This is a genomic window from Hydrobacter penzbergensis (assembly GCF_900106985.1).
Taxonomy (GTDB): Bacteria; Bacteroidota; Bacteroidia; order Chitinophagales; family Chitinophagaceae; genus Sediminibacterium; species Sediminibacterium magnilacihabitans.
In genome coordinates this window covers 169,564-196,116 of the sequence record NZ_FNNO01000002.1, presented here as the reverse complement: position 1 = coordinate 196,116, position 26,553 = coordinate 169,564, and the positions used below count along the sequence as shown (strand labels likewise).

Here is a 26,553-nt window from a genome sequence, read left to right as displayed (position 1 = left end):
TCCTTCGACTCGCTTCGCTCGCTCAGGATGACGACCTCGCTCAGGATGACGTAACTAACAAATTAAATCTTCACTTTAATCACCAGCTTCTTGATCATGCTTTCCCCGATCATGGGTGCATGTACGTCTTCCGGATAAAAGATGGCGAACTGGCCGCTCGTTAACTCGAAATAAGTATCCGGCGCATCATTATAGAATACAACGTCTTTTTCTTCGTTGTACTCACCGCGCTGGTCCACACAGGAAGCCCTGGGTTTCCAGCCGATCGTTTCACGGCCGCTGATGCATACTTGTATGTCAATGTGTTTATTGTGACACTCGAATTTAGCAATAGACTCTGCTGCTGTTACACCTGGTTTATCGGAAACGATGGCTTTCAGGTGTTGGCCATCAATTTCGAATTTGCCGGTTTCAAGCGACGTGAGGTTTTGTTTTGAAATGTACTCAAAAGCCTTGGCAAAAAGCGGGTGCAGGGATGCGTACTTTCCTGCACTGGTTAAACTGTCTATGATCATATCACTTCGTTTTGCAGGGAGAGATTATCGTTGAACCCTTCCGGAGCCATCACCCTTCATAAGGTCTTTCACTTCGTTCAGAGTGGCATGGTTGAGATCGCCCGGGATGGTGTGCTTCAGCGCAGATGCCGCAACACCGAATTCGGCCGCTTCATTCATGGGCATACCGCTGACCAGTCCGTAGATGAACCCGCTCGCAAAAGAATCGCCGCTGCCTACGCGGTCAACGATGCGTACTTCGTATTGCTTGGTATGATAGAAGTTTGATCCATCGTAAACGAGCGCGCTCCATCCGTTATCGGAAGCGCTGTAGCTTTCCCGCAGGGTAGAAGCGATGTATTTGAAACCGAATTTTGCTTTCATCTGCTGGAACACATCTTTGTAACCATCGAGGTTCAATTCTCCCTTGGTAACATCGGTGCCTTTGCTTACAAAGCCCAGCGTAGTTTCGGCATCTTCTTCATTACCGATACATACATCTACATACTGGCAAAGCCTGGTCATCACTTCACGGGCTTTTTCTTTACTCCACAGTTTCTTGCGATAGTTGAGATCAATACTGGTGGTAATGCCTTTGGCTTTGGCTGCTTTCAAAGCCGCTTCGGTCAGGGCAGCGGCTTTATCGCTCAACGCTGGTGTAATACCGGTGGTATGGAACCAGTCGGCCCCTTCGAAGATCTTATCAAAATCAAATTCGCTGATCTCCACATCTGAAATAGAAGCGCCGGCGCGATCGTATACTACCTGAGAAGCACGCATGGAAGCGCCGGTTTCAAGGAAGTAAATACCCAGGCGCTTACCGCCGCGGGCAATGAATTGTGTATCTACACCATAACGACGGATATGATTGATGGCAGCCTGTCCCAATGGGTTATCAGGTACTTTGGTTACAAATGTGCCATTGAGACCATAATTACAGATGGCAACAGCCACATTGGCTTCACCACCTCCATAAGTTACATCCAAACTATCGGCCTGTACAAAACGCTCAAAGCCAGGGGTGGACAAGCGGAGCATGATTTCTCCGAGGGTAACAACTTTTTTCGGCATGTTGGTAAATTGATAATAATTGAAGAAAGGTTTAGCAATCTGTTGTGAGTTTACGAAACAGTGTTCAAATTTCTTTATTTATTTTGGGAAGGAGAAAGAAAGGGAAGGGGTTTTGAGGCAAAAATTTCGCAAACGTTTGCGGAGAAAAATGGCTGCAAATCCCTGTATTTCCAATAAACTTGTCGTCCCAATAAAAGCCATATGAAGAAAAAGGATCGCCTTTTGCAATTGATACCTGAACAGGGTGTGTTACCATTGTTTTTCAACAAAGATGTTGAAGTCAGTCTCCAGGTTTTAAAAGCTTTATACGAAGCCGGTATCCGGACAGTAGAATATACCAATCGCGGTGAAGCAGCGCTGAAAAATTTCATCGCTATGCGCCAGCTCTGTGATGCGGAATTACCAGACATGTATTTAGGCATAGGCACTATTAAGAACGGAGAGATGGCACGCAAATTCATTGATGCGGGTGCCGACTACCTGATTTGTCCGGGCCTTGTTCCTTCAGTAGCCGAAGTAGCCAATCAGCATGAAATGCTTTGGGTGCCCGGTTGTATGACACCTTCCGAGATCATCAGCGCGGAAACACTGGGTGCGCGTATGATCAAATTATTCCCCGGGAATATTTTAGGCCCCGGGTTCTTATCTGCTATCAAAGAATTATTTCCCGATCTTTTATTCATGCCAACAGGAGGCGTGGAGCTCGACAAAGAAAATATTGCCGGATGGTTCAAAGCAGGCGTATGCGCAGTGGGCATGGGCAGCAAACTCATTACCAAAGCATTGCTGGAAACGAAAGATTATGCACAGATCGTTGCAGCTACCAAACAGGTATTACACACTATTCAATCCATCAAAGCCTGATCATGTCATCAACCAACGCCATAGGAAAATACAGATGGACGATCTGTACACTCATCTTCGCTGCAACCACCATCAACTACCTCGACAGGCAGGTGATCAGTTTGTTGAAGTCGACGCTCTCTACCGAACTGCATTGGGACGATGCAGACTATGCCAACATTGAAATAGCTTTCAAACTGTTTTATGCATTTGGCTTGCTGGGAGCGGGCCGGCTGGTAGACAAACTGGGTACCAAGATCGGTTATGCGCTGGCTACCGGCTTATGGAGTGTTGCTGCCGTATGCCATGCTTTTGCCAGCAACGTGTTCAGCTTTGCAGTGGTTCGTTCGGCCCTGGGCCTTACGGAAGCGGGTAATTTCCCGGCTGCTATCAAGGGCGTAGCGGAATGGTTCCCCAAAAAAGAAAGGGCATTGGCCACCGGCATCTTTAATTCGGGCACCAATTTCGGAGCCATTGTGGCGCCGTTGACCGTGCCTTTTATTGCCGCGCAATGGGGTTGGAAATGGGCCTTCATTCTTACAGGCGTACTCGGATTTATATGGCTGATCTTCTGGTTCATTTTATATGAAGTGCCTAAGAAACATAAAAAATTATTACAGGCAGAGTACGACTATATCCACAGCGACGCAGATGAACAACCTGTAACAGAAGAAGAAACAAGCCCCAAGCTTTCCTGGGGAAAGCTGCTGGGTTACCGGCAAACCTGGGCATTCGCTTTGGGTAAACTGCTCACCGATCCCATCTGGTGGTTCTATTTATTCTGGCTGCCCGATTTCCTGCAAAGCCAGTATCATTTGAGCAACACGGCCATCGCATTGCCGGTAGCCGTCGTATATACCATATCCACCATCGGCAGTGTAGGTGGCGGCTGGATACCTCTCTGGCTCATCAGGAAAAACTGGCCGGTGTACCGCGCCCGCAAAACATCCATGTTCTTTTTTGCTTTGTGTGTGATTCCCATCATATCGGCCCAGTTGCTGGGGGGCATCAACATGTGGTATGCCGTACTGGTGATCGGTTTGGCGGCTGCTGCACACCAGGCATGGAGCGCCAATATCTTCACAATGGTAAGCGATATGTTCCCTAAAAAGACAACGGGTTCCGTTACCGGTATCGGCGGCATGTTCGGCGCATTGGGAGGCATTGCCTTATCGTGGCTGGTACAAAAAAATATGTTCGTGCATTACCGCGCCATTGGCAAAATTGAAGTGGCCTACTATATCATGTTCGCTGTGTGCGGATCGGCTTATGTGCTGGCATGGGTGGTGATGCATTTTCTGATTGGTAAACAAAACAAACCCATCCAGGCCTAACCTGGTATTCAATACTACGATATGTTCAAGACCATTTCATACAAATGTTTGCTGGCAGGTGTTCTTTCATGGAGCCTGCTGCAATCCACTGCACAGTCCCGCCAGGCCGTGATAACAGTACAACCCGATGCAGCGCAACGCAAAGTGGTGATCACGGCCGATGGAAAACCTTTTACCAGCTTCGTGTATACAGATACCATTGAGAAACCGGTATTGTATCCTATTTATGCGGGGAACGGACAAACGATCACGCGTGGATTTCCCTGGAAGCCGGAACCGAATGATCCCACCGATCACCCGCATCACCTGGGGTTGTGGTTCAACTATGAGCGGGTGAACGGACTTGACTTCTGGAATAATTCATTCGCTATTGCAGCCGAAAAGAAAGTGCATTATGGATGGATCAAAACGAATGAAGTGGTGAGCACAGAAAGTGGTAAGCAAGGAAAGCTGGTATATACAGCCCGGTGGGTAAACCAGCAACAGGATGTATTGCTGAATGAGAAAACCACGTATCTGTTCAGCCAGGAGAATAATGAGCGCATCATTGACCGCATCACGGAGCTGACAGCCGTGCAGGACGTGGCTTTCCCCGACAGCAAGGACGGGTTGCTGGGTTTGCGGGTGGCGCATGAACTGGAACTGCCCATCACACAAACCAAAGAATACAAAGATGCTCAGGGGAATGTTACCAAAGTGTCTGCTACAAAAGATGCAACAGTAACAGGTAACTATCTCACATCGGCCGGAAAAGAAGGCGATGCCGCCTGGGCTACAAGGGGCGAGTGGTGTATGTTGTACGGCAAGAAAGGAAATGATACCATCAGTATTGTGATCATGGATCATCCGGGAAACCCCGGCTATCCTACCTACTGGCATGCGCGCAATTACGGGTTGTTTGCTGCTAATCCGTTGGGACAAAAAGTATTTTCAGAAGGGAAAGAAAACCTCAACTTCCGTTTAAGAAAGGGGCAGACCACCACTTTCCGTTATCGCATAGTGATTGCTGCTGAAAAAACAAGGCTTGCGCAACCAGCCATTGAGCAGTTACGCCGCTCTTTTATCAAATAAGCAAAAAAATTGCGGCAAATACCTGATTTTGTAATGTCGTAATATAATCTCGTTTTTTTGATGCAAATTGCCTCAAATCAAAAGCTATGGGCCTGGTATATGCAGATATTGAGTTGATCAATGGTTATGATCTTGAGATGGCGAGAAGGCATGTAATTGGTGAAGAAGAAGTAAAACGTATCCAGGTGAATGCTTTGGTGGATACCGGGTCAGTGTACTTATGTATCAATGAATCGATACAAGAGATATTGCAGTTGCCGGTGATGGAAAGGCTAAGAAGCGAAACTGCAGACGGCAGGATTGAAGAATTCGATATGGTACAGGGTGTGGAGGTTCATTTCAAGGGACATAAAACTACCTGCAGGGCGATGGTACTGCCCGGAAGTGCAGAGCCTTTATTCGGTGCCATTCCAATGGAAGACATGAACCTGTTGGTACACCCGCAAAGGCAGGAGTTGATAGATAATCCTAAACTCGCTCGTATTTAGGCTTTTTTATTTTTCTACATTTGCCACCATTATGCAGTACAGTTTCTCTTACGATAAAAGAAAGGTCATACAGGCTTTACGCTACCATTTTGTTCAGAAACAGGATTTGAGGATATTGATTGTACTGGTCAATGTATTTGCGATTGTATCCGGCATTCTTTTCTATACTAAAAAGATCAGGCCCGAGCCTTTTTTACTGGGCTCGTTGATCTGGCTGGTGCTGATGGCTTCATTCTGGTATTTTTTACCCAATACCATTTATAAGCGGTCTGCCACTTTCAAAGAATCGTTCATCATCGATTTCCGGGACACAGATATCAAGCTGGAAAGCGAGCACGGCTATGTGCTCTGGAAGTGGACCCAATTCAGCAAATTTTTCGAAAGTCCCCATTTCTTTCACCTTTATTTCGATGCCCGCTCTTTTTTCCTGATTCCCAAAGACAATATGGGAGATGAGATGAGGCATGAGTTGAGGGGGTTATTGAAGAGTAAGTTGGGGTAGAAATTCTATAGCGCTTTGTGCATCTCAAAATGCGGAATGGTAACTTCCTGGAATTCTTCCCCATGGATCTTATAGCCCAGTTTTTCGTAGAAGCCAACGGCTGTTTTACGGGCGTGCATGGTGAGGCGGTGGTACCCCCTGTCGCGGGCGATGTTTTCGGCGAAACTCATCAAAACCCGGCCAATACCCTTGCCTTGCAGAACGGGGCTAACGGCCATTTGGCGTAAACGGACAGTTTTGGGGGCCGTTTGCGTTAAAATACAGCAGGCTTCCAGCTTATCTTCCTCGAAACAGCCGATGAGGATGTCGTTTTTCTCCCTTTCCAGCTCTTCTTTGGTAAAATCCAGTCCCAACGGCTTGCGCAACAAGTGGTAGCGCAGGTCGACCATCTGGTGGTATTCCGTGCTGTTATGGTCTATGAGTTTTAACGGCATAGCAATAGTTAGCTTTACAAGATACTGATCATTTTGCGAAAAACACACCCCCCAACCGATTTAGGGGAAGGCCGGTTTTCCGGTCTGTGAAAACAAAAATGCGTTAAAACATTGCTTATTTGACAAAAAGTATATTTTTGCGGCTGTAACAAAAACTTTTTACAATGTCAGACATCGCAACAAGAGTTAAGAAAATCATCGTTGATAAATTAGGAGTAGACGAGGCAGAGGTTACCAATGAGGCGTCTTTCACTAACGACCTCGGTGCAGATTCTTTGGATACCGTTGAGTTGATTATGGAATTCGAGAAGGAATTTAACATCTCCATCCCCGATGAGCAGGCTGAAACCATTACCACTGTTGGTCAGGCTGTTGCTTACCTCGAAGAACACGCTAAGTAAGATCTACACTATTTTGGAATAATTAAAATCCGCCTTTCTGCGGCGCTCTAAGGCCAGGAAAGGCGGATTCTCACTTAATAAATAGGTTTGTTCATGCAATTAAAACGAGTAGTTGTTACGGGAATCGGTACATTAACGCCGGTAGGCAATAATCTCAACGATTATTGGAACGGACTCATCAATGGTGTATCCGGCGCAGCTAACATTACTTTGTTTGATGCATCTAAGTTCAAAACCCGTTTTGCCTGTGAGATCAAGGGCTTTGATCCTACCCAGTTCATGGACAGGAAAGAAGCGCGCAAGCTGGACCGCTTTGCCCAATTGGCATTGGTGGCCAGTGATATGGCTGTTGCAGATGCCGGTATCAGTAAAGAGAATGTAAATCCCGACAGGGTAGGCGTGATCTTCGCCAGTGGTATCGGTGGACTCACTACTTTCCAGGAGGAAGTGATAGGCTTTGCCAAAGGCGATGGAACACCCCGTTTCAACCCTTTCTTCATTCCTAAAATGATATTGGATATTGCCGCAGGCCAGATTTCTATGCGCCATGGATTCCGCGGTCCCAATTTCGCTGTGGTAAGTGCCTGTGCATCAAGCACCAATGGCATTATTTCGGCGGTGGATAACATACGCCTGGGCAAGGCCGATATCGTGCTCGCCGGTGGATCGGAAGCCGTGATCAGCGAAGCCGGTGTAGGCGGTTTCAACGCCATGAAAGCCATGAGCGAACGCAACGACGATCCGGCCACAGCCAGCCGTCCGTACGACAAAGACCGTGACGGTTTTGTAATGGGGGAAGCAGCCGGCGTACTGGTACTGGAAGAATATGAGCATGCAGTAAAACGCGGCGCGCATATCTATTGCGAAATAGCAGGTGGCGGCGCTACTGCCGATGCTTACCACCTCACAGCCCCGCATCCGGAAGGATTGGGCGCAAGGAATGTGATGATTGCTGCCTTGAAAGATGCAGGCATGCAAGCCCATGAGATCGACTACATCAATACACATGGGACCTCTACACCACTGGGTGATGGCGCAGAAGTGAAAGCCATCCGGGAAGTTTTCGGAGACCATGCTTACGAACTCAATATCAGTTCTACTAAATCCATGACCGGGCACTGCCTGGGCGCTGCGGGCGTTATCGAAGCCATTGCCTGCATACAAAGCGTGGTACACGATATGATACCTCCTACCATCAACCACTTTACCGATGATCCGGACCTGGATCCGAGACTGAATTTTACATTCAACAAAGCCCAAAAGCGTGTGGTGAATGTGGCATTGAGCAATACTTTCGGATTTGGCGGACATAATGCCTGCGTGATTGTGAAAAAATTCGTAGCTTAAAGTTGTGCAATTTTTCAAAGCATTATTTGGCAAGTCGGGCGATGCTTCTTTTGAAAAACAACTGAGAAATGTTTTGGGGATGAAGCCGGGCAACGTGTTGCTGTATAAAACAGCACTGAGCCACCGTTCGGTAAAAGAAACGCCCGATGAAAACAACGAAAGGCTTGAATACCTCGGTGATGCCATATTGAGTGCAATAGTGGCCGATTACCTCTTCAAGCGTTATCCCTACAAAGGCGAAGGCTTTCTCACCGAGATGCGCAGCAAAATGGTGAACCGCCAGCAGTTGAACGATATCGCCCTCAAAATGGGATTGCGTAAACTCACTTTTTACAATAAGTTCGACAGCTCGCTCAAAGGCAGCCAGATATTTGGTAATACGCTGGAAGCATTGGTAGGAGCGGTTTACCTCGACAAAGGGTATGACCGGACCCACCACTGGGTACTCAAGCACATTGTCATCGCCCACATGTTTGTAGATGACCTGGAACAGGTAGACATCAATCTCAAAAACAAACTCATCGGCTGGGCCAGCAAAAACAGCCGAACCCTTTCTTTCGATCTCGCCGATGAAAAAATGGAAGGCAACCGGCGCCTGTTCACCATGAACGTAGTGCTCGATGGTGAAATACTGGCGCAAGGGAAAGGATATAATAAAAAAGATGCAAGTCAAGCCGCCGCGCAGGTGGCATTGGAAAAGTTGGGGCTTTCCTAATGCGCACGTCATCCCGAGCGAGCGAAGCGAGTCGAGGGACCTGCTGAAGACTTCATGAGATCCCTCGGCTACGCTCGGGATGACGATCAAAGTGGTACTCAGGATGACGCTTCCTGGCAGAGTTCTATCAACACCCCATTGGTATCTTTTGGATGCACAAAACAAACTAATTTATTGTCTGCACCTTTTTTTGGAACGGGATTCAGCAGTGTAAAGCCTGCATCAGACAAGCGTTTCATTTCAGTCTCAATATCAGCCACTTCAAAAGCGATGTGGTGCATGCCTTCTCCTTTTTTTTCGATGAAACGGGCAATGATGCCATCCGGACTGGTACTTTCCAGTAATTCGATCTTGGTTTCACCTTTTTGAAAAAAAGCGGTGTTCACCTGTTCAGATGCAACATTTTCCACCTTATAACAAGGGGTGTTGAGCAGCTGCTCGAAAAGAGGGATTGCCGTGTCGAACTGCTTCACTGCCAGGCCAATATGTTCTATTTTAAGCATAGGGTTCCTTTAAATGTAGTACCTTTACGATATGGGGAAAAACCGTATGCCACGCTGATCCCCGCCAAATTTATAAAACCTATTGCACTATTTTTGCCCCTATGTTAAAGCTACCGATTTACCTGGATAACAATGCCACCACTCCCATGGACCCCCGCGTGCTGGAAGCCATGATGCCTTTTTTTACCGATCATTTCGGCAATGCCGCCAGCCGCAACCACCCTTTCGGATGGGAAGCGGAAGAGGCTGTTGATTATGCCCGCGAACAGGTAGCCAAACTGATCGGCGCCGACCCCAAAGAAATCATTTTTACATCAGGCGCTACGGAAGGAGATAACCTGGGCATTAAAGGGGTGTTTGAAATGTATGCAAGCAAGGGTAACCATGTGATCACTTGTACTACCGAACACAAAGCGGTACTGGATACCTGTAAACATATTGAACGTTCAGGGGGCGAAGTCACTTACCTGAATGTGAATGCAGAAGGTTTAATTGATCTGAAAGAACTCGAAGCTGCCATCAAACCTACCACCATCCTCATTGCGATCATGTATGCCAACAATGAGATTGGTGTGATACAATCAGTAAAAGAAATCAGCGCTATTGCCCGCAGGCACGGGGTGTTGTTTTTCACCGACGGAACACAAGCTGTTGGAAAAATACCGGTGGATGTGAATAAAGACGGCATCGACATCATGGCTTTCTCTGCACATAAAATGTATGGTCCCAAAGGTGTAGGCGCTTTGTATGTACGCCGTAAAAACCCGCGTGTGAAAGTAACTGCACAGATGGACGGCGGCGGACACGAGCGTGGCATGCGCAGTGGTACACTCAACGTTCCTGGCATCGTTGGTTTTGGCAAAGCCTGCGAACTGGCCCGCCTTGAAATGGCTGAAGAGTCGGTACGCCTGGCAGCACTTCGCGATAAATTGGAAAAAGCATTGATGGAACTCGAAGAGGCTTATGTGAACGGAAGCCGCGAACACCGCTTACCACATGTGTCAAATATCTCTTTCAAATATGTGGAAGGAGAAGGGTTGATGATGGGCTTCAATAAAAGCATTGCGCTTTCATCCGGTTCGGCCTGTACATCGGCTTCACTGGAACCCAGCTATGTGTTGAAAGCACTGGGATTAGGCGATGACCTCGCACACAGTTCTCTTCGTTTTGGATTGGGGCGTTTCACCACGGAAGAACAAATCGATTATACCATCAAGGCAGTGAGCGATACAGTGTTGAAGTTGCGCGAGATGAGTCCGCTCTGGGAAATGTTCAAAGAAGGAGTGGATATAGATAAAATAGAATGGACACATCATTGATTCATTGCATAATGGCTCAATGAAAATAAGTGATCCCATTGTGTATTGTCAAATTTTCAAATTGTCGAATTTTCAAATTATAACAAATGGCATATTCAGAGAAAGTGATCGATCACTACAACAACCCTAAAAATGTGGGTACGTTGGATAAAGGAAAAAAGAATGTAGGAACCGGACTGGTAGGCGCTCCCGAGTGCGGAGACGTGATGCGTTTACAGATTGAAGTAGATGAAGCCGGTATGATCACCGACGCTAAATTCAAAACATTTGGTTGTGGCTCTGCTATCGCTTCTTCTTCACTGGCCACCGAATGGCTGAAAGGCAAATCAGTTGACCAGGCTGTGCAGATAGATAACATGGACCTCGTAGAAGAACTGAACCTGCCGCCGGTGAAAATCCACTGTTCTGTACTGGCAGAAGATGCCATCAAAGCGGCAGTGAACGATTACCGCAAGAAAAATGGATTGGAAGAACTGGTGTTTGAAGAAAAGATCCATTGATAATAATTGCGCAATTGCTCAATACGCAATGGCTCGATTTTAAATTTTGATTTTATGGTAGCTACAGATAATGGCATATACGTAACAGAGAAAGCGAAGCAGAAAGTGCTGCAGCTGATGCAGGAAGCAGGTGTGGAAGGAAATGCCGATTATTTCCTGCGCGTAGGTGTGGTAGGAGGTGGTTGCTCCGGGTTGAGTTACAAGCTGGATTTCGACAACGAGGTCAAGCCCGGCGACCAGGTTTTTGAAGACAATGGCGTGAAGATCGTTACCGATCTCAAAAGCTTTTTATACCTCGTGAATACAGAGCTGGACTTTTCCGACGGACTGAACGGGAAAGGCTTCTTCTTCAACAATCCCAATGCCAGCAGAAGCTGCGCTTGTGGCGAAAGCTTTGCTGTATAGTCGAATCGGTTATGAAATTAGTAAAGCCGGAATGCATCGCATTCCGGCTTTTTTGTCCAGTCTACAGATCATTTCTGTTTGACGTCCGGCGGCTCCTGCCAGTAGACGGGATGCCTCTGTCAGACTTAATATGACCTGAATCATGTTACTGAGTGATGGATGCCTTGCGATTTGATGGTTCTGCACCCTATCTTTGCGGCAAATTTGGTAGAATATGCTGTTGAAACAATGCATTGTAGCGGTATTGCTACTGGCTGTAATAGGCCAGACGCTGAACCGTTCGGTGATTGTAACCAGCTATTATGCCAACACCAGTGCCTATGCCAGGAATTGTGAAAACAAAGCCAGGCCCAAAATGCATTGTAATGGCCGGTGCCAGCTGATGAAAAAATTGCGGCAGGAAGAGAACAAAGACAAGCAAAACCCGGAACGCAGAAATAGCTATGATGAAGTACTCTCCTCCAAATCATTCTTTGCAACTACAATAGAAGTATACGGCATTCCTTCTCTGGAACACGTATCAGGTTATCGCTTCAATGTTCCAGGTCCCCAGCCAAAGTATATCTTCCATCCCCCGGGAGTTTAGTCGGGTTTCCAGATTTTCAACTTATACAACATTGTACCTGATGTTGAGCTTTCATATGCATGGCTCATCATCCTTATACGTTTGCGGTAATCGCAGATGTATGCCCGACTTTAACTAATTATCATGAAACAATTATCTGTATTCATTGGCTGTATTGTATTATCTGTATTAACAGCAGCGCAATCGCTGCAACACGACACAATTTCATTACTTGCTGATAAAATGCTGCAAGAAGTAATTGTAACCAGCGCCAGCCACACGGCAGTGAAAAGAAGTGAAGCGCCTATTGCTATTGCCGTTATCAATAAGCAAACAATGGAAGATACGAAGGCACAACGCATTGACCAGTTACTTAATAAAGTGAGCGGTGTCTTTATGGTGAGCCTGGGCAATGAGCAACACGAGATGAGCATTCGCCAGCCCATGACCACCAAGAGCCTTTTCCTGTATATGGAAGATGGCATTCCCATCCGTGCTACCGGCGTGTATAACCATAATGCATTGCTGGAGATGAACCTGCCAGCGGCGAAGAGCATAGAAGTGATCAAAGGGCCTTCTTCAGCATTGTATGGTGCAGAAGCAATTGCTGGTGTTGTGAACATCATCACACAAGCGCCACCGGCTGTTACCGGAGGAGCGATCAGTATGCAGATCAACAACAACGGATATAAAAGAGTGGATGCGCAACTGGGTACCGCCATCGGTAAATGGGGTATTATCGCCAGTGGGTATTATGCCAACCGGACCAATGGTTTGATCGATTACAGCGATTTTCATAAATCGGCTTTTTCGCTTCGTACCGATTATAAACCTAGTACCCGCACTACCTGGAGTAATACTTTTTCTTATGTGGATTACTACAGCGATATGACAGGCGCTTTGGACAGTACCAAATTTGCTCAAAAGAATTACAGCACACCGTACACTTTCACGTATAGAAAAGTGAAGGCCCTGCGATTGAAATCCATGCTCAGCCAGGTGTGGAACAACCACAGCGAAAGCAACCTTAGCCTGATGTTCCGCGATAATTCGGTAGGGCAGAACCCCTCCTATGCAGTAGGTAATACTTCCAATCCTTTATTGTTCAGAGGACAGATCAATGAGAATGCTTTCAAGACTTATGCTTTGTTTGCCCAGCACGTACAGCGATTCAATTGGCTTAACAGCAAACTGGTGGCAGGCGCCAGTATCGACAACAGTCCGCAGACTTATGTGGCCAGGTTTATCTGGATCAATAAAGATGCCGCCTCGGGTAAGTATACCAACTATTATTTTCCTTCTACCGATTCTTTATTGCAGAACTATCGCACACATATTACCAACCTGGCTGCATATTTCGATTATGAGCTGAGTCCCTTCCGGAACTTCAAATTGGTAGCGGCGTTGCGCTACGATGCATTCAGGTATGACTTCCGCAATCGTCTGGATACTTCCAAAACAACAGTGGCCGTATCGGGTGTGAATACTTATCAGCGTATAACGCCTAAAATTGGGGTTACCTATAATTATCACGGCATTGGTTTTTACGCCAACTACAGCCAGGGCTATGTTCCGCCACAGCTCACGGAGTTGTATTCCAGTGGCTCCAAAGTGGCGCCTTATCTGTTACCGCAAACCTTCGGCAATTATGAAGTGGGCGGATGGTTATCGGTGTTGCAGAATAAACTGTATGCCGACTGGAGCCTGTACCTGATGCAAGGAAGCAATGAAATCATTTCTGTAAGACAGCCTGATAATACTTATCTCAACCAGAACGCAGGGAAAACCCGGCACCTGGGTATAGAGTATGGCATTCAATACAGGCCATCTGCTGAATGGACGATACGTTTCAGCGCCACCAATGCAAAGCATACCTACGTGGAGAATGTGGTGCGGGGTGTGAACTATAATGGCAAAGAGATGAGCAGCGCGCCGCATTTTATAAGCAACGGAGAAGTAAGCTGGAAGCCTGCTTTTATGAAAGGGTTTCGTGTAAGTGCTGAATGGCAGCATCAGGGCAGGTATTATATGGATGACCTGGACAATTTTACTTATGGCGGGTTTGACATAGTCAATTTCCGCACAGGCTATGCTTCAAAGCATATTGATCTGTGGGTGAATCTGCTCAATGCTTTCAATACATATTATTCCACACTGGCTACTAAAAATGCCACCATGAAAGGCAATGCTTCTTATGCTTACCAACTGGGCGATCCGAGAGAGATCACCATTGGTATAGGATATCGTTTTGGAAAATAAGAAGAGATTTCTGATTGCTGATTTGTTCATTTCTGATCTGGGAACAAATCAGTAAATCATCCAAATAAATCAGCAATCATCAAATCAGCAATCAGAAATAAAATTTCCCTGATGCTCAGAAAAAATATATACCACTTACATCGCACACTCTCATTAATCATTGCCCTACCGGTATTGTTATGGGCTCTAAGTGGGTTTATGCACCCGCTCATGACCAACATCCGCCCTAAGGTGGCTACACAGTTCCTGTCAGCAGTAGCCGTGGATAGCAGCAAGGTCAGGATGCCGCTGGAGCATGCGCTTCGTCAGAACCATATAGACTCTTTCACAATGTTCCGCCTGGTACATATTGAAGACAACTGGTTTTACCAGGTGCAGTTAAAACCGAACAGCGAGCCGGTGTACCTGGCCACGCTCAACGGAAAAATGCTCACGGCCGGTAACTGGCTTTATGCCCAATACCTGGCTAAGCAGTTCCTGGAAGGAGCAACGGGTGTGCAAGCGGATACGCGGCAAAAGAATAGAGAGACTGAAAGCAGTATGCACGACTGCTGCGATGCTGCTACCGATTGTGTGATCAATGCTCCCAAAGGCGCTAAAGTCAGCGGCACTGCTTTTGTTAAAACTTATGACGATGAATACAAGGAAATCAACAGACTATTGCCTGTATATAAAATCTCTTTCAACCGGCCCGATGGCATCCGCATATATGTAGAAACTACAACAGACCGGTTCGCTTTTGCCATGGACAACAAGCGCCAGGCAATGGATCGCATTTTTACGATGCTGCATACCTGGGCATGGCTTGATTTTTTAGGAAAAGGAAAACTGGTAGTGGAATTTTTGTTGGCGGGACTAGCTTTTATTACCACACTGATGGGCATTTGGATTTTCTTCACTACTAAGTCTAAAAAAGTATCGGGTAATGGCTTGGTTAAAGCAAGGCGGAACCATCGTTATACTGCTATTGTTGCCGCGCTGTTTACCCTGATGTTCAGTTTCAGCGGAGCGTACCATGCTTTTTCAAAGTTGAATGACAACAGGCATGCCGATATCCGTGCAAATATTTTTTACAAGACAGATTCGGTTCATTTTAACCTGGGAACCCTGCAACAACTGGTCAAAGACAGCATTGTTAACCTGAGCCTGGCAAGTATTGATGGAAAAACATATTGGCGTACACAGGTTCAATACCACAAAATGCGACCTGTTATTCAGCAGTCCAAAGACCTGATGAAAGCAACCGGCGTGCCCATGCCTGCGGTAACATATATTTCTACTAGGGATCAATCTATCCTGACAAATGGAGAAGAACTGTATGCAAGGTATTTAGCTGCCCGCTTCAGCGGACGGCCCGATCATGCTATTGTTTCAGTTGAGGGTATTACCAAATTTGGCAGTGAATATAATTTTGCAGATAAAAGATTGCCAGTATGGAAAATAAGTTATGTCTCCAATAGCAACGAGCGGTTTTTTGTTGAAACGTCTACCTGCAGCCTGGCCAAACGGATCAATGACAATGAATTAAGAGAAGACTATAGTTTTGCGTTCCTGCACAAGCATGAATTCTTAGGCTGGGTAGGTAAAGAATGGAAAGACAGGAGTACCATGTTCTGGGCAGCGATGCAAGTGCTGATGGTGGTAATGGGGCTGGTATTGTATTTCAGGTGGAGAAAGCGTACAAATAGCAAAACAAAATAAAACATGGATAAAGCAGGGGGTCTCTTTTTCTTGTCTTACAATAACTTTTAATGACCGGTTCCAATAACCTTTTTATCATAATTGGAGGTTGTAATCGCCGAAATAAGGCATTTTTGGGGATTACAGTCACTAAAATTAATAAACAGGTTTAGGCATAGCTTTTTGTACTTTAAAATCCTCAAATCCCCATTTCATTATACGGTGAATGACAGGCAATTGGAGCGCACCTGCTTCAGGTCAAACCCACATCAAGCCCACAGTATTCCCACACCAGCCCACTTTTAATGTGGTTTATCGCGTCTTATTTATATTTTAATGTATATTTAAGCATAATCAATACCGGATCAACTCAAAATCAATCAGATGGCAAGGGTAACCAATAATGGTCTGGCAGGGATGATTGGCGACATTGTCTTTTATAGTGTAGATGAGGAACTGTTATGCGCGTAATCATGGGGCACAATACTGGCCTTTGTCGGTAGTAGAAAGTGGCCACTGCCAGATCAATAAAGCCGTTGATCTAAGGGACAGGTTCAGGGTACCCGTTGAAGTAACAGACAGGGGAAATGGTAAAGTGGAAATCGAAATAGGCAGCGTCAATCCGGCGAAAGGCATCAGCGCCCCATCAGCTACCGGGGCTGTGAATATCAAGTTCATGCTATTCGCCACCGCATTTGGAACAACGCGGTCAATGGTAAAAGAAGCAGTTACCGAATACCAATTGCCATACGAGAACAAAATGCATCCGGCCAAAAAATTTGTTCTGGACAGTGGGGCTTCAGCAGAAGATGTGGCAATTGTAGTAATCGCGCTTGAATACAAAATGAAAGACGCTGTATTGATGAATGAATACAACCGGATTCCCCACCACTTGCCTGCTGCTGCCATTGCAATGGGGAGATTACAGTGAATAGATCACGGAAACACCTCCTCTTGCTTCCCAATTGTCTGTAAAATATGGTGTAATGATATCGTCATTACCTGTTTCACTACATAAAAAACAAACCTCCATGCTGGGGGTCTATAGGGAAATTCGCAAAGACGGTATCATAATATAATGTGGTCTGTTTCCTCCATATATTTCAGATAATGCCAATTTGCTGTTTGATAACAGAGAGAGGGTCGCTGATAAGAAATAGCGTATTTCCACGCTAAATAACACGACAATAACTTTAATACTTTTAAGCGACCAACGCCATGCTATATAAAGCTGTTATTTCAATCGGAGCATCTTAAGTTTCACTACCACCAAAGTATTAAGTATTGACCAATTTTTAAAAAATGCGCAGAGGCTTTATAATTGATAAGATCACTAACAGCATCGAAGAAAGGACTTCGGGAAAAAGTTTTGCCACGGATATAGTACCCATATTGTCAAATGAAATAAGGAACATTCACAAGAAAGACGGGTGGTATTTTAACTGGAAAAACGAGTTTAAAATAAAAAATCACCGTGTATATAAATTGGTACTTGCGGGTAAAGAGGATATTCAAGGATTGATCAGTCTAGAACCGCAGGCAAACCAGTTATTTATCGAAATGCATTTAATCGAAAGTGCGCCGCATAACTATGGAAGCCGGAAAAAATATCTTGGTGTGCCCGCAAACCTGGTAGCTTTTGCCTGTAAAATGAGTTTTGAAATAGGCTTTGATGGTTTTGTGGCATTTAAAGCCAAAACAAAACTAAAAGGTCACTATGCAGAAACCCTTGGTGCTCAAGACCTGGGTTTAGATGATCGGATGGCTGTTTTTACTGAGGAAGCAAAAAAATTAGTAAATTCGTATTATAAAGACTTCTTTAAAAAGTAGGATGAAAACGCAAACCAAACATATCGCCGTTACTCCCCGTAATGCTAAAAGCAGGTACTACGGATTGGATGAAATAGGTATTGTTGGGACACAGGAAAGAAAATCTCCTCGTGTCGAGGCTTATTATGCAAAGAAAATAGGTGATATCTTTCGCGCTGCAAGGAAGACTTTTCAAAGAAGCAAATAGATTTTTAGCCAGTTCACATCATATCCACCCTTTTTTGATGGCTTTGGCAATCAATTCATTCGAATTTTTACAATTGTTCTTTTCCAGCATATTCTTCCTGTGCTTGTCAACCGTTTCTTTGCTGATGTGCAGGTGTTCTGCGATTTCTTTGTTCAGCATGCCGTTCATGATGAGTATCAGGATTTGCTTTTCTCTTTTGCTGAGGGTTTCTTTGATAGGAATCAATACCTCATTGATCTGCACGTTGGTGTAAGAGGGCTCTCCATCGAACCCGATAAAAGACAGGCTTGGCTTCCGTTCCATTTTCAGATGGCCGATATCGGTATGTGCGCCAAAACTTCGCAGCACGCTGCCATCTTCATTCAACTCAAACACCATGGCCTGGTATAATATCCTGGTGTACTCGCCATTCTTTTTCCGCATCCTTATATCCATCCTCACTTTGTATTTGAACATTTTTTCCTTTGAGAGGCTGTATAAAAACTTCGCCACTTCATTCTCGTTTCGCTCTAACAATTTTTTATAGAATAAGTTTACCTGCTATTGCGATGACTATCCTTTCTTTGTAAGAGTACAATTTTTTTAAATATAATCGCCTGTTTACGCAGGGCCCTCGGGCCCTGCTTTTTTTTGTATATATATGCTAGCCAGAAATCCCTCATTTGCCTTAGTTTTGGCTCATGTGGATGATCTGCAAAAAAGAATGGCAGCAGTTTTTCAGCAGTCTTACAGGATATATTGCTTTGGCGGTATTCCTGCTAATCAACGGGTTGCTACTCTTTGTTTTTCCCGATAGTAATATCCTGGACTTTGGTTATGCTTCACTGGGTAGCTTTTTCAGCCTGGCTCCCTGGGTCTTGCTGTTCCTGGTACCTACCATTACCATGCGCAGCCTGGCCGATGAATACAAGCAGGGTACGTTTGAACTCCTCAGCACCCTTCCATTGAAACCTTCACAGATCGTATGGGGCAAATTTTTCGGCGCATTGCTGATTGTGGTTTGCGCCTTACTGCCCACCATTATCTATGCATTATCTGTGCAACAATTGAGCATTACCGGAGGGATAGATATTGGCGCAACAGCCGGCAGTTATATCGGACTGATTTTTCTTGGCGCTGTATTTACAGCGGTGGGAATATGCGCCAGCAGCTTCACGCAAAATACAGTAGTGGCTTTTATAGCAGGCGCTTTCGTCTGCTTCCTGTTGTACAACGGTTTCGATGCCATCAGCAAATTACCTGTATTCAATGCAGGCGCTGATTATTATATAGAAATGCTGGGCATCAATTTTCACTACCGGAGCATCAGCAGGGGCGTGATCGACCTGCGCGACCTGGTGTATTTCATCAGCATCATTATTTTTTTCCTTTTCATCACCCAAAGAAACCTAGTGAGGCGTTAACCATCAACGATGAAGCAATCAGCAGCAAATAAATATTGGTGGATAGCACTGACAGCCGTTTTTGTGGCGGTCGTTTACGGCTCGTCTTTCATTCATGAACGGATAGACCTTACTGCTGAAAAAAGATACAGCCTTTCTCCTGCAACTACCCGTTTATTGAAAGATATGAATGAAGTAGTGCAAGTGCAGGTATTTCTCACGGGTGATCTGCCATCTGACTATAAAAAGCTGAGCCTTGCCACCAAAGAATTACTGGAAGAATTCAACAGCTTGTCGGCCAACCAGGTCCGGTTCAGTTTTGAAAAGCCGGGCGAAGGTATCCGAAATGATACAGTGAAGATGGCCCTGTACGATAGCCTGGCCCGCTTGGGTGTGGTATTCGAGAACAATCAATCCGTTTCTGCACGCAACGAACAATCTACCAGCAGGCTTATCATCCCATCGGCCCTGGTCACTTACGGTCATCACAAGCCCATCGCCATTGACCTGCGCAGCAGCCGCAGGATATACAAACAATACAATGTGATCACCGATCAGCCGCAGGAAGATGTAGAAGCTACCCGCAATGCGGCGGAAGCCTTGCTTGAATACAAATTTGCCAATGCCATTGACAAGCTCACGCGCAAATACGTGCCTACAGTAGCTTATGCAGTAGGCAACGGAGAACCCATCGACATGAAAGTGAATGATCTCGGTGAGAGTTTGCGCAACGATTACAAGCTGGCCATCTTCGACCTCAAAAAAGGTTTCCCCGATGCTTCACAGATAGATGCACTGCTGATCGTAAAACCCACCGAAACATTTTCCGATGAAGACAAACTGAAACTCGATCAGTATGTAATGAATGGCGGAAAGATCATTTGGTTTATAGATAAACTGCATGCAGAGCTCGATAGCCTCATGCGCAGCAGGGCCGAATACACGGCTTATGACCGGGGACTGGACCTCGATGATCTCCTGTTCAAATATGGCGTTCGCATCAATGGAGATTTATTGCAGGACCTGAACTGTTCCAAGATACCCCTTGTAACAGGAACGAATGCCGATGGCTCTCCCCGTATGCAACGCATCCCCTGGCCTTACTATCCTTTTTTATCGGCACACAGCGATAATCCGATTTCCAAGAACATCGACAGGGTACTGCCTTTGTTTCCGTCGAGCATTGATACAGTGAAAGCGGTTGGTATCAGTAAAACCATTTTACTGGCATCGGATACCAACAGCCGGCGGTTGGCCTCACCCGCCATTGTAAGTATCAATAGCGTGAAGAATAACGAGGACTTCCTGAGTTTCAACCAGAGTTATGTACCCGTAGCAGTATTGCTGGAAGGAAAATTCCATTCCTTTTTCGCAAATAAAGGTGGCATCGGTTTGTCAGACTCGGTGCAGCGCGCCAGCGGCAGGGCTTTTCTTTCCAGCGCCGCGAAAGAAAGCAAGCAGATCGTGGTATCCGATGCAGATATTGTTACCAATATGGTGAGCAATACCATGGGGCCCTTGCCAATGGGCGAATTGCCCCTGGAAAATTACCGCTTTGCCAACCGGGAGTTCTTCCTCAACTGTATCGATTACCTGGTGAGCCGCAACCGGCTTTTTGAGAGCAGGAACAAAGACCTGGTGTTGCGGTTGCTCGACAAACGCAAGGTAGAAGAACAACGAAACACCTGGCAGTTCCTGAACATTGTGTTGCCCATTGCACTGGTAGTACTGGTGGGGCTTGTATATCAATGGAGACGAAAAAAGAAATACGGTACTATCTTTACATCCTAAGCATATTTGCATGACCACCGACCAGCTTGTTTACCTCATCTTCGGCACTGTACTCGTACTGGCTATTGCGTTGGACTTGGGGCTGTTAAGTAAGAAAAACGCAGTGATCACCATTAGGCAGGCACTGCTTCAAACCGTTTTCTGGGTAGTGCTGGCCATGGCCTTCTTTGCATTCCTATGGGTGGAAGAGGGGCCCAAATTGTCTTTTGAATACCTCAGCGCCTACCTGATGGAATGGAGCCTGAGTATCGACAATATTTTTGTTTTCATTCTCATCTTTACCGCGTTCAAAGTAAAGGAGAAGTATTATCCGCGGGTATTATTGGCGGGTATTCTCATGGCCATCCTGTTCCGTATTATCTTTATCACGATTGGGGTAGCGCTGGTAGAACGGTTCAGTTGGATCTTGTACATCTTCGGCGCTTTTTTGGTATATACCGGTTATAAAATGTTCGGCAGTAATGAAGAAGAGCAGTTTGAACCACACAATACCAAGATATACCGCTTCCTGAAAAAATACCTCCCGTTGGCTCCTACAGATGGAAACGGCAAATACATCATCCGGGTGAACGGCAAGCCGGCGTATACTACTTTATTTGTGGTGATTGTGCTGCTGGCCAGCATCGACCTGGTATTTGCGCTCGATTCCATTCCGGCGGTTATGGGTATTTCAAGAGATAAACTGATTATCTATACGTCCAACATCTTTGCCGTATTGGGATTGCGCTCGCTCTTTTTCGTTTTGCGGGGCGCCGTATCACAGTTCGAATACCTGCAACAGGGTATTGCCATTGTGCTGGTATTCATCGGCGCAAAAATGCTGGGAGAACATTTCATCAGTGAATGGATCGATAAAACAGCACAGGTATTCATTTCACTGGGCGTGATAGTAGCATGCATCAGCGGATCGATCGTATATTCTATTTACAGAAAAAAATGATCACCTACCAGGTTCAACATATAGCCGATATCATACACGCCGAAGGGCCTGTTACCGGCAATGCGGTGATTGAACACCTGCTGATCGACAGCAGGAAAGTAGTGTTCCCCGGAACTTCCCTGTTCTTTGCTATTACAGGGCCGCGGCGCGATGGACACCAGTTCATTGCCGAAGCTTATGAAAGGGGCATCCGCTGTTTTGTGGTGAAAAAAGATTTTGATAACCACTCTTTTGAACAGGCAACTTTTTTAAAAGTGCCCGATGTATTATTAGCCCTTCAACAACTGGCTGCTTATCATCGCAGGCAATTCAATATTCCGGTGATCGGCATCACCGGCAGCAATGGTAAAACGATCGTCAAAGAATGGTTGTACCAGTTGATGCATACCAACCAGCACATCGTTCGGAGTCCGCGCAGCTATAATTCCCAGATCGGCGTTCCGCTCAGTGTATGGCAAATGCAACCGGAACATACATTGGGTATTTTTGAAGCAGGTATTTCTGCTGCACATGAAATGGACAAGCTGGAACCTGTTATCAAACCAACCATTGGCATTTTCACGAATATTGGTGAAGCACACAGGGAAGGTTTTGAAAACGACCGGCAGAAAGCAAGGGAGAAAGCACAACTTTTTTCACACGTAACACAATTGATATTTTGCCGCGAAGCCTTGGCACCCGCTTTATACCCCGATGAAAAAGATCGTGATTTTTTTCAACCTGATTGTAATTTTTTCAGCTGGAGCCGTATCGAAAATGCTACACTGCGCATTACAGCCGAAGAAAAACAATCTGGCCAAACCCTTATCCGTGCGCAATACCAGCAAAAGGATATCCATATAACAATACCTTTTACCGACCGCATTTCAATCGACAATGCCATCACCTGTTGGTGTGTGTTGTTGATGCTGGGATATGATGAAGCAGACATACAGCAACAGATGCTGCAACTGGAGCCGGTAGAAATGCGCATGCAGTTGAAGAAAGGAGTGAACAATTGTTACCTGCTGAACGATAGCTATAGCAATGACACTTCATCGCTCTACCTGGCCCTTGAATACCTGAAACAACAGGCAGGCGGGCATCGTACCACATTGATCATATCCGACATCCTGCAATCGGGACAACCGGAAGAGCTATTATATCATGAGTTGGCGGAACAATTGGTGTTACACGATATTGACCGTATTATAGGTGTTGGACAAGCCATATCCCGTTACAGGCATTTGTTTGAAAGAGTCATGCAAAACGCAGAAGGCACAACGCTTAACGCCGCACAGTTCTTCGATTCTACAGAATCTTTTTTGCAACAGGCGAATACCAACCAGTTCAGGGATGAATACATATTGCTCAAGGGTGCGCGTGTATTTGCTTTCGAACGCATCAGTCATTTACTGGAACAACAGGTGCACCAAACTGTGATGGAGATCAACCTCACGGCCATGATCCATAACCTGAAAGAATACCAAAAGCATTTACAACCGGCCACAAAAGTAATGGCCATGGTAAAAGCGTTCAGCTATGGTAGCGGCAGTGCAGAAGTAGCTAAAGTATTACAGTTTCACAAAGTAGATTACCTGGCAGTGGCTTATGCCGATGAAGGTGTTGAGTTGAGAAAGGCCGGCATCAGTTTACCCATTATGGTGATGAATGCCGATGAAGCCAGTTTTGATTCGTTGGTCACGTACGACTTGGAACCGGAGATCTATTCTTTTTATATCTATCATGCTTTTCATCATTACCTCAACAGCCAGGGCATTGGCCAGTTTCCTGTGCACATCAAATTCAATACGGGGATGAACCGGCTGGGATTTGAGACCGGTGAAGCGAAAGCCATTTGTGTGCTGTTACATGAGCACCGGACGATGGTGGTGAAGTCGGTATTCAGTCACCTCGCCGGAAGCGAAGACCCGCATCTGGATGCATTTACCCATGAGCAAGTGGCACTGCTGGAGCAGGCTTGCCTGGTGATGCAACAGCAACTGGGGTATGATTTCATCAAACATATTTCCAATACGGCTGCTATTTTACGCCACCCCCGTTACCAGTTCAATATGGTGCGGTTGGGTATTGGTTTATATGGTGTGGACAGCGTCAATGACCAAACCTTATCGCTGCAGCCGGTAGCTACCCTTCGTACGACCATCGCACAACTGAGAAAGATTAAAAAAGGAGAAAGTGTGGGCTACAACAGGATGGGAGTAGTGCAGCGCGATAGCCTGATCGCTACCATCCGGATCGGGTATGCAGACGGGTACAGCCGGAAAATGGGCAACGGAGCGGCGCAGGTATACATAGGCGGACAAAGGGCGCCGGTCATCGGCAATATTTGCATGGATATGACCATGGTGGATGTGACCGATATAAGCGGTGTGCGGGAAGGCGATGTGGTGGAAATCTTCGGGCATCACATTGGTATACAGGAGTTGGCTGCCTGGGCGGGGACCATTCCTTACGAAGTGATGACGGGCATCAGCCAACGGGTGAAAAGGGTGTATGTGGAAGAGTAATGAATCCTATCTTTGACTGGTTTTTAAAATAAAATAAGTGAAAGCAAAACATGTGTTTTTTATCATCCTTGGGGTGATACTGTTAGACCAGGCATTGAAATTTTACATTAAACTGAATTATTATGCAGGCGAAGAACATGCCGTATTGGGCAGTTGGTTCAACCTGCATTTTGTAGAAAACGAGGGGATGGCCTGGGGGTGGAAGTTCGGCGGCGGCTTTGGGAAAATTGCCCTGACTTTGTTCAGGCTGGTGGCCGTGGTTTGGGGTACTTTCTTATTGAAAGACTTTATCCGTAGAAAATACCATCGTGGTTTTATTGTCTGCGCAGCGCTGATCTATGCGGGTGCCCTGGGAAACCTGATCGACAGTTTGTTTTATGGATTGATCTTCGATAACAGCAATCAGTTCTCACAGAACATTGCCCGGCTGTTTCCTCCGGGAGGCGGATATGCCGGTTTGTTCCATGGTAAAGTGGTGGACATGCTGTATTTCCCTATTATCAGAAATGCGCATTTCCCGTCATGGGTGCCTTTCTGGGGTGGGGAGGAATTTGAATTTTTCCGTCCGGTATTCAATATTGCCGACGCTTCAATTTCTCTTGGCGTGATCCTCATCCTGATCTTTCAAAACCGTTTTTTCAAGAAAGAACAGCTTATGAAAAAGGCCACCCTTGAGCAAGGCAGCCTTTGATTATTTACTGATTGTCATCTCATCCCGAGCAACGTCACCCTGAGCGAGCGAAGCGAGTCGAAGGGGCTGCCGAGGGATCTGTCCGAACCTTCAAGCAGGTCCTTCGACTCGCTTCGCTCGCTCAGGATGACGGTGGTTATTTGATCGTTGCTGTTTTTAAAGTAATAGCCTGCGTTGTTCCGCCACTTCTCGGGAACACCTGGTCAACCAATCCTGTTCCCCTTGCATAATAAGCTGTTCCTTCTGCAATCTTGGCGAAGCCGGTCGTGCTGCCTGAAGCCTTGAATTGTATTTCACGCTTCATTGCAATCACATCGGAATAAGTGGTTCCGCCGGCAACATAAGGCGTGCCTTTCTGAATAACCGTAAACACGGCTTGTGAAGTACCTGATTGGCCTTTGTACCAGGAAGTGCCGGGCTGCGATACGGTCCAGTTTTCGCCAACATTTGCACTTTCTTTCATGAACGGGTAACTGACATAACTCTTGGCCACGGGAACGATCGAATCCAATACCGTGGTATAGTCGAACTCGATGGTACTGTACGCATAATAATTGCCCTTGCCGTCTTTGGCGAAATAATAACTTGATTTGTTGTTCATACTATCCACCTGCTGGAACTCAAAATAGGTAAGCGTATCGATGCGATAGGTATTGGTAAGCACAGTAGTGGTGAACCAGTTGGGGGGTGTTTGAAGTGGTGGTACAAACCGGTACGTCCAGCTGGACCCGAAAGTATTGGGAAAATAATCGTTATTGGCGCCCGGATTGGCAGATGAAAGCGAGAATGTACAAACACTGCCATTGAGGGTTAACACAAAATCGCTTTTTTGTGGCAGGATAGGTTTACCCTTTGCCCTTACTTTAACCAGTAGGGCGCCTGTTTGTGTAGCGAAGCCGGAGTCGACAAACCATAGGCCGTTAACGGTATCACTGGTGATCTTATACTTGCCCTGAGCAGTAAATTTTACATTGACCAATGCATAGTTGCTGTCGCCCACAGACTGCCCCACCACATAGCCTCCTTTGACTATGATATTTTTACAGTTGCCGGCTGAATCGGTGAGGGTTCCCTTGGCGCTACCGCCAAGTCCCGTGGTTTCGAGACTTAGCTCCTTGGAACAGGCGTTGAAGAAAATTGCAATGAGGAATAAAGAAAAAAAGAGGGTAGTTTTTTTCATGGTTCTTGGACTTTTGGATCTGATGCTGATTTCAAGAGTGAAATTTAACGAATTACGCAGCCTCGTTACATTAAATTAGTCGTTTTTTATACTTGTTACTCAATAATTTAA

General features: G+C 45.9%; 28 protein-coding genes. 22 read left to right on the top strand and 6 right to left on the bottom strand.

Annotated elements, in window-relative coordinates; genetic code table 11:
• Positions 1 to 62: 62 nt before the first annotated feature.
• Positions 63 to 515 carry a NanQ anomerase/TabA/YiaL family protein gene (locus tag BLU98_RS04070; protein WP_092722271.1) on the bottom strand — a complete coding sequence of 151 codons (453 nt, stop codon included), beginning with the start codon at positions 513 to 515 and terminating at the stop codon, positions 63 to 65.
• A gap of 24 nt (positions 516 to 539) precedes the next feature.
• Entirely contained in the window at positions 540 to 1,565 is a 1,026-nt protein-coding gene (locus BLU98_RS04065) for a sugar kinase (RefSeq protein ID WP_092722269.1), read from the bottom strand.
• Positions 1,566 to 1,766: 201 nt separating this feature from the next.
• On the opposite strand from BLU98_RS04065, the gene BLU98_RS04060 reads away from it, so the two are divergent.
• The 5 genes from BLU98_RS04060 (at position 1,767) to BLU98_RS04040 (ending at position 5,803) form a co-directional block, all read left to right on the top strand.
• The gene (locus BLU98_RS04060) at positions 1,767 to 2,429 is read left to right on the top strand and encodes a bifunctional 4-hydroxy-2-oxoglutarate aldolase/2-dehydro-3-deoxy-phosphogluconate aldolase (RefSeq protein ID WP_092722267.1); all 663 of its coding nucleotides are present in this window, start codon (positions 1,767 to 1,769) and stop codon (positions 2,427 to 2,429) included.
• 2 nt (positions 2,430 to 2,431) lie between these two features.
• A complete protein-coding gene (locus BLU98_RS04055; RefSeq protein ID WP_092722265.1) occupies positions 2,432 to 3,742 on the top strand; it encodes an MFS transporter in 1,311 nt (436 codons plus the stop codon).
• A gap of 21 nt (positions 3,743 to 3,763) precedes the next feature.
• Positions 3,764 to 4,813 carry a DUF6807 domain-containing protein gene (locus BLU98_RS04050; RefSeq protein WP_092722263.1) on the top strand — a complete coding sequence of 350 codons (1,050 nt, stop codon included), beginning with the start codon at positions 3,764 to 3,766 and terminating at the stop codon, positions 4,811 to 4,813.
• 86 nt (positions 4,814 to 4,899) lie between these two features.
• Positions 4,900 to 5,301 (top strand): aspartyl protease family protein, encoded by a 402-nt coding sequence (locus BLU98_RS04045; RefSeq protein ID WP_092722261.1) that lies wholly within the window; start codon positions 4,900 to 4,902, stop codon positions 5,299 to 5,301.
• Positions 5,302 to 5,332: 31 nt separating this feature from the next.
• The gene (locus BLU98_RS04040; RefSeq protein ID WP_092722259.1) at positions 5,333 to 5,803 is read left to right on the top strand and encodes a YcxB family protein; all 471 of its coding nucleotides are present in this window, start codon (positions 5,333 to 5,335) and stop codon (positions 5,801 to 5,803) included.
• Positions 5,804 to 5,808: 5 nt separating this feature from the next.
• Here BLU98_RS04040 and BLU98_RS04035 read toward each other — a convergent pair whose 3' ends face one another.
• Positions 5,809 to 6,237: a GNAT family N-acetyltransferase gene (locus BLU98_RS04035; protein WP_092722257.1), complete on the bottom strand. Its 429-nt coding sequence runs from the start codon at positions 6,235 to 6,237 to the stop codon at positions 5,809 to 5,811.
• A gap of 164 nt (positions 6,238 to 6,401) precedes the next feature.
• Between BLU98_RS04035 and BLU98_RS04030 the strand changes: the two genes are divergently transcribed.
• The 3 genes from BLU98_RS04030 to rnc all read left to right on the top strand — a co-directional run bounded on the left by BLU98_RS04030 (position 6,402) and on the right by rnc (position 8,700).
• Positions 6,402 to 6,638, top strand: a complete 237-nt coding sequence (locus BLU98_RS04030; protein ID WP_026751146.1) for an acyl carrier protein — start codon at positions 6,402 to 6,404, stop codon at positions 6,636 to 6,638.
• A gap of 93 nt (positions 6,639 to 6,731) precedes the next feature.
• Positions 6,732 to 7,985 (top strand): beta-ketoacyl-ACP synthase II, encoded by a 1,254-nt coding sequence (gene fabF, locus BLU98_RS04025; RefSeq protein WP_092722255.1) that lies wholly within the window; start codon positions 6,732 to 6,734, stop codon positions 7,983 to 7,985.
• Positions 7,986 to 7,989: 4 nt separating this feature from the next.
• Complete coding sequence (gene rnc / locus BLU98_RS04020; RefSeq protein WP_257574690.1) at positions 7,990 to 8,700, top strand: ribonuclease III; 711 nt, start codon at positions 7,990 to 7,992, stop codon at positions 8,698 to 8,700.
• Between the two features lie 98 nt (positions 8,701 to 8,798).
• On the opposite strand, the gene mce is transcribed toward rnc, so the two are convergent.
• On the bottom strand, positions 8,799 to 9,203 hold the full coding sequence (mce, locus tag BLU98_RS04015; protein WP_092722253.1) for a methylmalonyl-CoA epimerase: 405 nt from the start codon (positions 9,201 to 9,203) through the stop codon (positions 8,799 to 8,801).
• 101 nt (positions 9,204 to 9,304) lie between these two features.
• Between mce and BLU98_RS04010 the strand changes: the two genes are divergently transcribed.
• The 9 genes from BLU98_RS04010 (at position 9,305) to BLU98_RS03970 (ending at position 17,948) form a co-directional block, all read left to right on the top strand.
• Positions 9,305 to 10,522: an IscS subfamily cysteine desulfurase gene (locus BLU98_RS04010; RefSeq protein ID WP_092722251.1), complete on the top strand. Its 1,218-nt coding sequence runs from the start codon at positions 9,305 to 9,307 to the stop codon at positions 10,520 to 10,522.
• A gap of 86 nt (positions 10,523 to 10,608) precedes the next feature.
• The gene (gene iscU / locus BLU98_RS04005; protein WP_092722249.1) at positions 10,609 to 11,022 is read left to right on the top strand and encodes a Fe-S cluster assembly scaffold IscU; all 414 of its coding nucleotides are present in this window, start codon (positions 10,609 to 10,611) and stop codon (positions 11,020 to 11,022) included.
• A gap of 54 nt (positions 11,023 to 11,076) precedes the next feature.
• The gene (locus BLU98_RS04000; RefSeq protein WP_026769199.1) at positions 11,077 to 11,427 is read left to right on the top strand and encodes a HesB/IscA family protein; all 351 of its coding nucleotides are present in this window, start codon (positions 11,077 to 11,079) and stop codon (positions 11,425 to 11,427) included.
• Positions 11,428 to 11,641: 214 nt separating this feature from the next.
• Positions 11,642 to 12,013: a hypothetical protein gene (locus tag BLU98_RS03995; RefSeq protein ID WP_092722247.1), complete on the top strand. Its 372-nt coding sequence runs from the start codon at positions 11,642 to 11,644 to the stop codon at positions 12,011 to 12,013.
• 123 nt (positions 12,014 to 12,136) lie between these two features.
• Positions 12,137 to 14,251 (top strand): TonB-dependent receptor, encoded by a 2,115-nt coding sequence (locus BLU98_RS03990; protein ID WP_092722245.1) that lies wholly within the window; start codon positions 12,137 to 12,139, stop codon positions 14,249 to 14,251.
• A gap of 111 nt (positions 14,252 to 14,362) precedes the next feature.
• Positions 14,363 to 15,952, top strand: coding sequence for a PepSY domain-containing protein (locus BLU98_RS03985; RefSeq protein WP_092722243.1), 1,590 nt, complete (start codon positions 14,363 to 14,365; stop codon positions 15,950 to 15,952).
• Between the two features lie 427 nt (positions 15,953 to 16,379).
• Positions 16,380 to 16,862: a hypothetical protein gene (locus BLU98_RS03980; protein ID WP_139173828.1), complete on the top strand. Its 483-nt coding sequence runs from the start codon at positions 16,380 to 16,382 to the stop codon at positions 16,860 to 16,862.
• Positions 16,863 to 17,233: 371 nt separating this feature from the next.
• Complete coding sequence (locus BLU98_RS03975; protein ID WP_092722238.1) at positions 17,234 to 17,761, top strand: hypothetical protein; 528 nt, start codon at positions 17,234 to 17,236, stop codon at positions 17,759 to 17,761.
• Between the two features lies 1 nt (position 17,762).
• Complete coding sequence (locus BLU98_RS03970) at positions 17,763 to 17,948, top strand: hypothetical protein (protein ID WP_092722236.1); 186 nt, start codon at positions 17,763 to 17,765, stop codon at positions 17,946 to 17,948.
• An 18-nt stretch (positions 17,949 to 17,966) separates the two neighbouring features.
• On the opposite strand, the gene BLU98_RS03965 is transcribed toward BLU98_RS03970, so the two are convergent.
• Positions 17,967 to 18,464: a LuxR C-terminal-related transcriptional regulator gene (locus tag BLU98_RS03965; protein WP_257574689.1), complete on the bottom strand. Its 498-nt coding sequence runs from the start codon at positions 18,462 to 18,464 to the stop codon at positions 17,967 to 17,969.
• A gap of 164 nt (positions 18,465 to 18,628) precedes the next feature.
• Here BLU98_RS03965 and gldF point away from each other — a divergent pair, with 164 nt between their 5' ends.
• From gldF to BLU98_RS03940, 5 genes are read left to right on the top strand one after another with little or no spacing between them, the layout of a single operon-like run.
• A complete protein-coding gene (gldF, locus tag BLU98_RS03960) occupies positions 18,629 to 19,351 on the top strand; it encodes a gliding motility-associated ABC transporter permease subunit GldF (RefSeq protein WP_092722231.1) in 723 nt (240 codons plus the stop codon).
• Between the two features lie 9 nt (positions 19,352 to 19,360).
• Positions 19,361 to 21,121 (top strand): gliding motility-associated ABC transporter substrate-binding protein GldG, encoded by a 1,761-nt coding sequence (gldG, locus tag BLU98_RS03955; RefSeq protein WP_092722229.1) that lies wholly within the window; start codon positions 19,361 to 19,363, stop codon positions 21,119 to 21,121.
• A 10-nt stretch (positions 21,122 to 21,131) separates the two neighbouring features.
• Positions 21,132 to 22,061 (top strand): TerC/Alx family metal homeostasis membrane protein, encoded by a 930-nt coding sequence (locus BLU98_RS03950; protein ID WP_092722227.1) that lies wholly within the window; start codon positions 21,132 to 21,134, stop codon positions 22,059 to 22,061.
• Entirely contained in the window at positions 22,058 to 24,571 is a 2,514-nt protein-coding gene (locus tag BLU98_RS03945; RefSeq protein ID WP_092722225.1) for a bifunctional UDP-N-acetylmuramoyl-tripeptide:D-alanyl-D-alanine ligase/alanine racemase, read from the top strand. The genes BLU98_RS03950 and BLU98_RS03945 overlap by 4 nt, the downstream gene beginning before the upstream one ends.
• Before the next feature lie 37 nt (positions 24,572 to 24,608).
• On the top strand, positions 24,609 to 25,262 hold the full coding sequence (locus BLU98_RS03940) for a lipoprotein signal peptidase (protein ID WP_037327416.1): 654 nt from the start codon (positions 24,609 to 24,611) through the stop codon (positions 25,260 to 25,262).
• Between the two features lie 136 nt (positions 25,263 to 25,398).
• On the opposite strand, the gene BLU98_RS03935 is transcribed toward BLU98_RS03940, so the two are convergent.
• Positions 25,399 to 26,442 (bottom strand): hypothetical protein, encoded by a 1,044-nt coding sequence (locus BLU98_RS03935; RefSeq protein ID WP_092722223.1) that lies wholly within the window; start codon positions 26,440 to 26,442, stop codon positions 25,399 to 25,401.
• Positions 26,443 to 26,553: the final 111 nt, after the last annotated feature.

What these genes read in the sequence shown, in the direction of transcription:
- BLU98_RS04070 (WP_092722271.1), bottom strand. Translation starts at nt 515, where the DNA reads ATGATCATAGACAGTTTAACCAGTGCAGGAAAGTACGCATCCCTGCAC.
- BLU98_RS04065 (WP_092722269.1), bottom strand. Translation starts at nt 1,565, where the DNA reads ATGCCGAAAAAAGTTGTTACCCTCGGAGAAATCATGCTCCGCTTGTCC.
- BLU98_RS04060 (WP_092722267.1), top strand. Translation starts at nt 1,767, where the DNA reads ATGAAGAAAAAGGATCGCCTTTTGCAATTGATACCTGAACAGGGTGTG.
- BLU98_RS04055 (WP_092722265.1), top strand. Translation starts at nt 2,432, where the DNA reads ATGTCATCAACCAACGCCATAGGAAAATACAGATGGACGATCTGTACA.
- BLU98_RS04050 (WP_092722263.1), top strand. Translation starts at nt 3,764, where the DNA reads ATGTTCAAGACCATTTCATACAAATGTTTGCTGGCAGGTGTTCTTTCA.
- BLU98_RS04045 (WP_092722261.1), top strand. Translation starts at nt 4,900, where the DNA reads ATGGGCCTGGTATATGCAGATATTGAGTTGATCAATGGTTATGATCTT.
- BLU98_RS04040 (WP_092722259.1), top strand. Translation starts at nt 5,333, where the DNA reads ATGCAGTACAGTTTCTCTTACGATAAAAGAAAGGTCATACAGGCTTTA.
- BLU98_RS04035 (WP_092722257.1), bottom strand. Translation starts at nt 6,237, where the DNA reads ATGCCGTTAAAACTCATAGACCATAACAGCACGGAATACCACCAGATG.
- BLU98_RS04030 (WP_026751146.1), top strand. Translation starts at nt 6,402, where the DNA reads ATGTCAGACATCGCAACAAGAGTTAAGAAAATCATCGTTGATAAATTA.
- fabF (WP_092722255.1), top strand. Translation starts at nt 6,732, where the DNA reads ATGCAATTAAAACGAGTAGTTGTTACGGGAATCGGTACATTAACGCCG.
- mce (WP_092722253.1), bottom strand. Translation starts at nt 9,203, where the DNA reads ATGCTTAAAATAGAACATATTGGCCTGGCAGTGAAGCAGTTCGACACG.
- BLU98_RS04010 (WP_092722251.1), top strand. Translation starts at nt 9,305, where the DNA reads ATGTTAAAGCTACCGATTTACCTGGATAACAATGCCACCACTCCCATG.
- iscU (WP_092722249.1), top strand. Translation starts at nt 10,609, where the DNA reads ATGGCATATTCAGAGAAAGTGATCGATCACTACAACAACCCTAAAAAT.
- BLU98_RS04000 (WP_026769199.1), top strand. Translation starts at nt 11,077, where the DNA reads ATGGTAGCTACAGATAATGGCATATACGTAACAGAGAAAGCGAAGCAG.
- BLU98_RS03995 (WP_092722247.1), top strand. Translation starts at nt 11,642, where the DNA reads ATGCTGTTGAAACAATGCATTGTAGCGGTATTGCTACTGGCTGTAATA.
- BLU98_RS03990 (WP_092722245.1), top strand. Translation starts at nt 12,137, where the DNA reads ATGAAACAATTATCTGTATTCATTGGCTGTATTGTATTATCTGTATTA.
- BLU98_RS03985 (WP_092722243.1), top strand. Translation starts at nt 14,363, where the DNA reads ATGCTCAGAAAAAATATATACCACTTACATCGCACACTCTCATTAATC.
- BLU98_RS03980 (WP_139173828.1), top strand. Translation starts at nt 16,380, where the DNA reads ATGAGGAACTGTTATGCGCGTAATCATGGGGCACAATACTGGCCTTTG.
- BLU98_RS03975 (WP_092722238.1), top strand. Translation starts at nt 17,234, where the DNA reads ATGCGCAGAGGCTTTATAATTGATAAGATCACTAACAGCATCGAAGAA.
- BLU98_RS03970 (WP_092722236.1), top strand. Translation starts at nt 17,763, where the DNA reads ATGAAAACGCAAACCAAACATATCGCCGTTACTCCCCGTAATGCTAAA.
- gldF (WP_092722231.1), top strand. Translation starts at nt 18,629, where the DNA reads ATGTGGATGATCTGCAAAAAAGAATGGCAGCAGTTTTTCAGCAGTCTT.
- gldG (WP_092722229.1), top strand. Translation starts at nt 19,361, where the DNA reads ATGAAGCAATCAGCAGCAAATAAATATTGGTGGATAGCACTGACAGCC.
- BLU98_RS03950 (WP_092722227.1), top strand. Translation starts at nt 21,132, where the DNA reads ATGACCACCGACCAGCTTGTTTACCTCATCTTCGGCACTGTACTCGTA.
- BLU98_RS03945 (WP_092722225.1), top strand. Translation starts at nt 22,058, where the DNA reads ATGATCACCTACCAGGTTCAACATATAGCCGATATCATACACGCCGAA.
- BLU98_RS03935 (WP_092722223.1), bottom strand. Translation starts at nt 26,442, where the DNA reads ATGAAAAAAACTACCCTCTTTTTTTCTTTATTCCTCATTGCAATTTTC.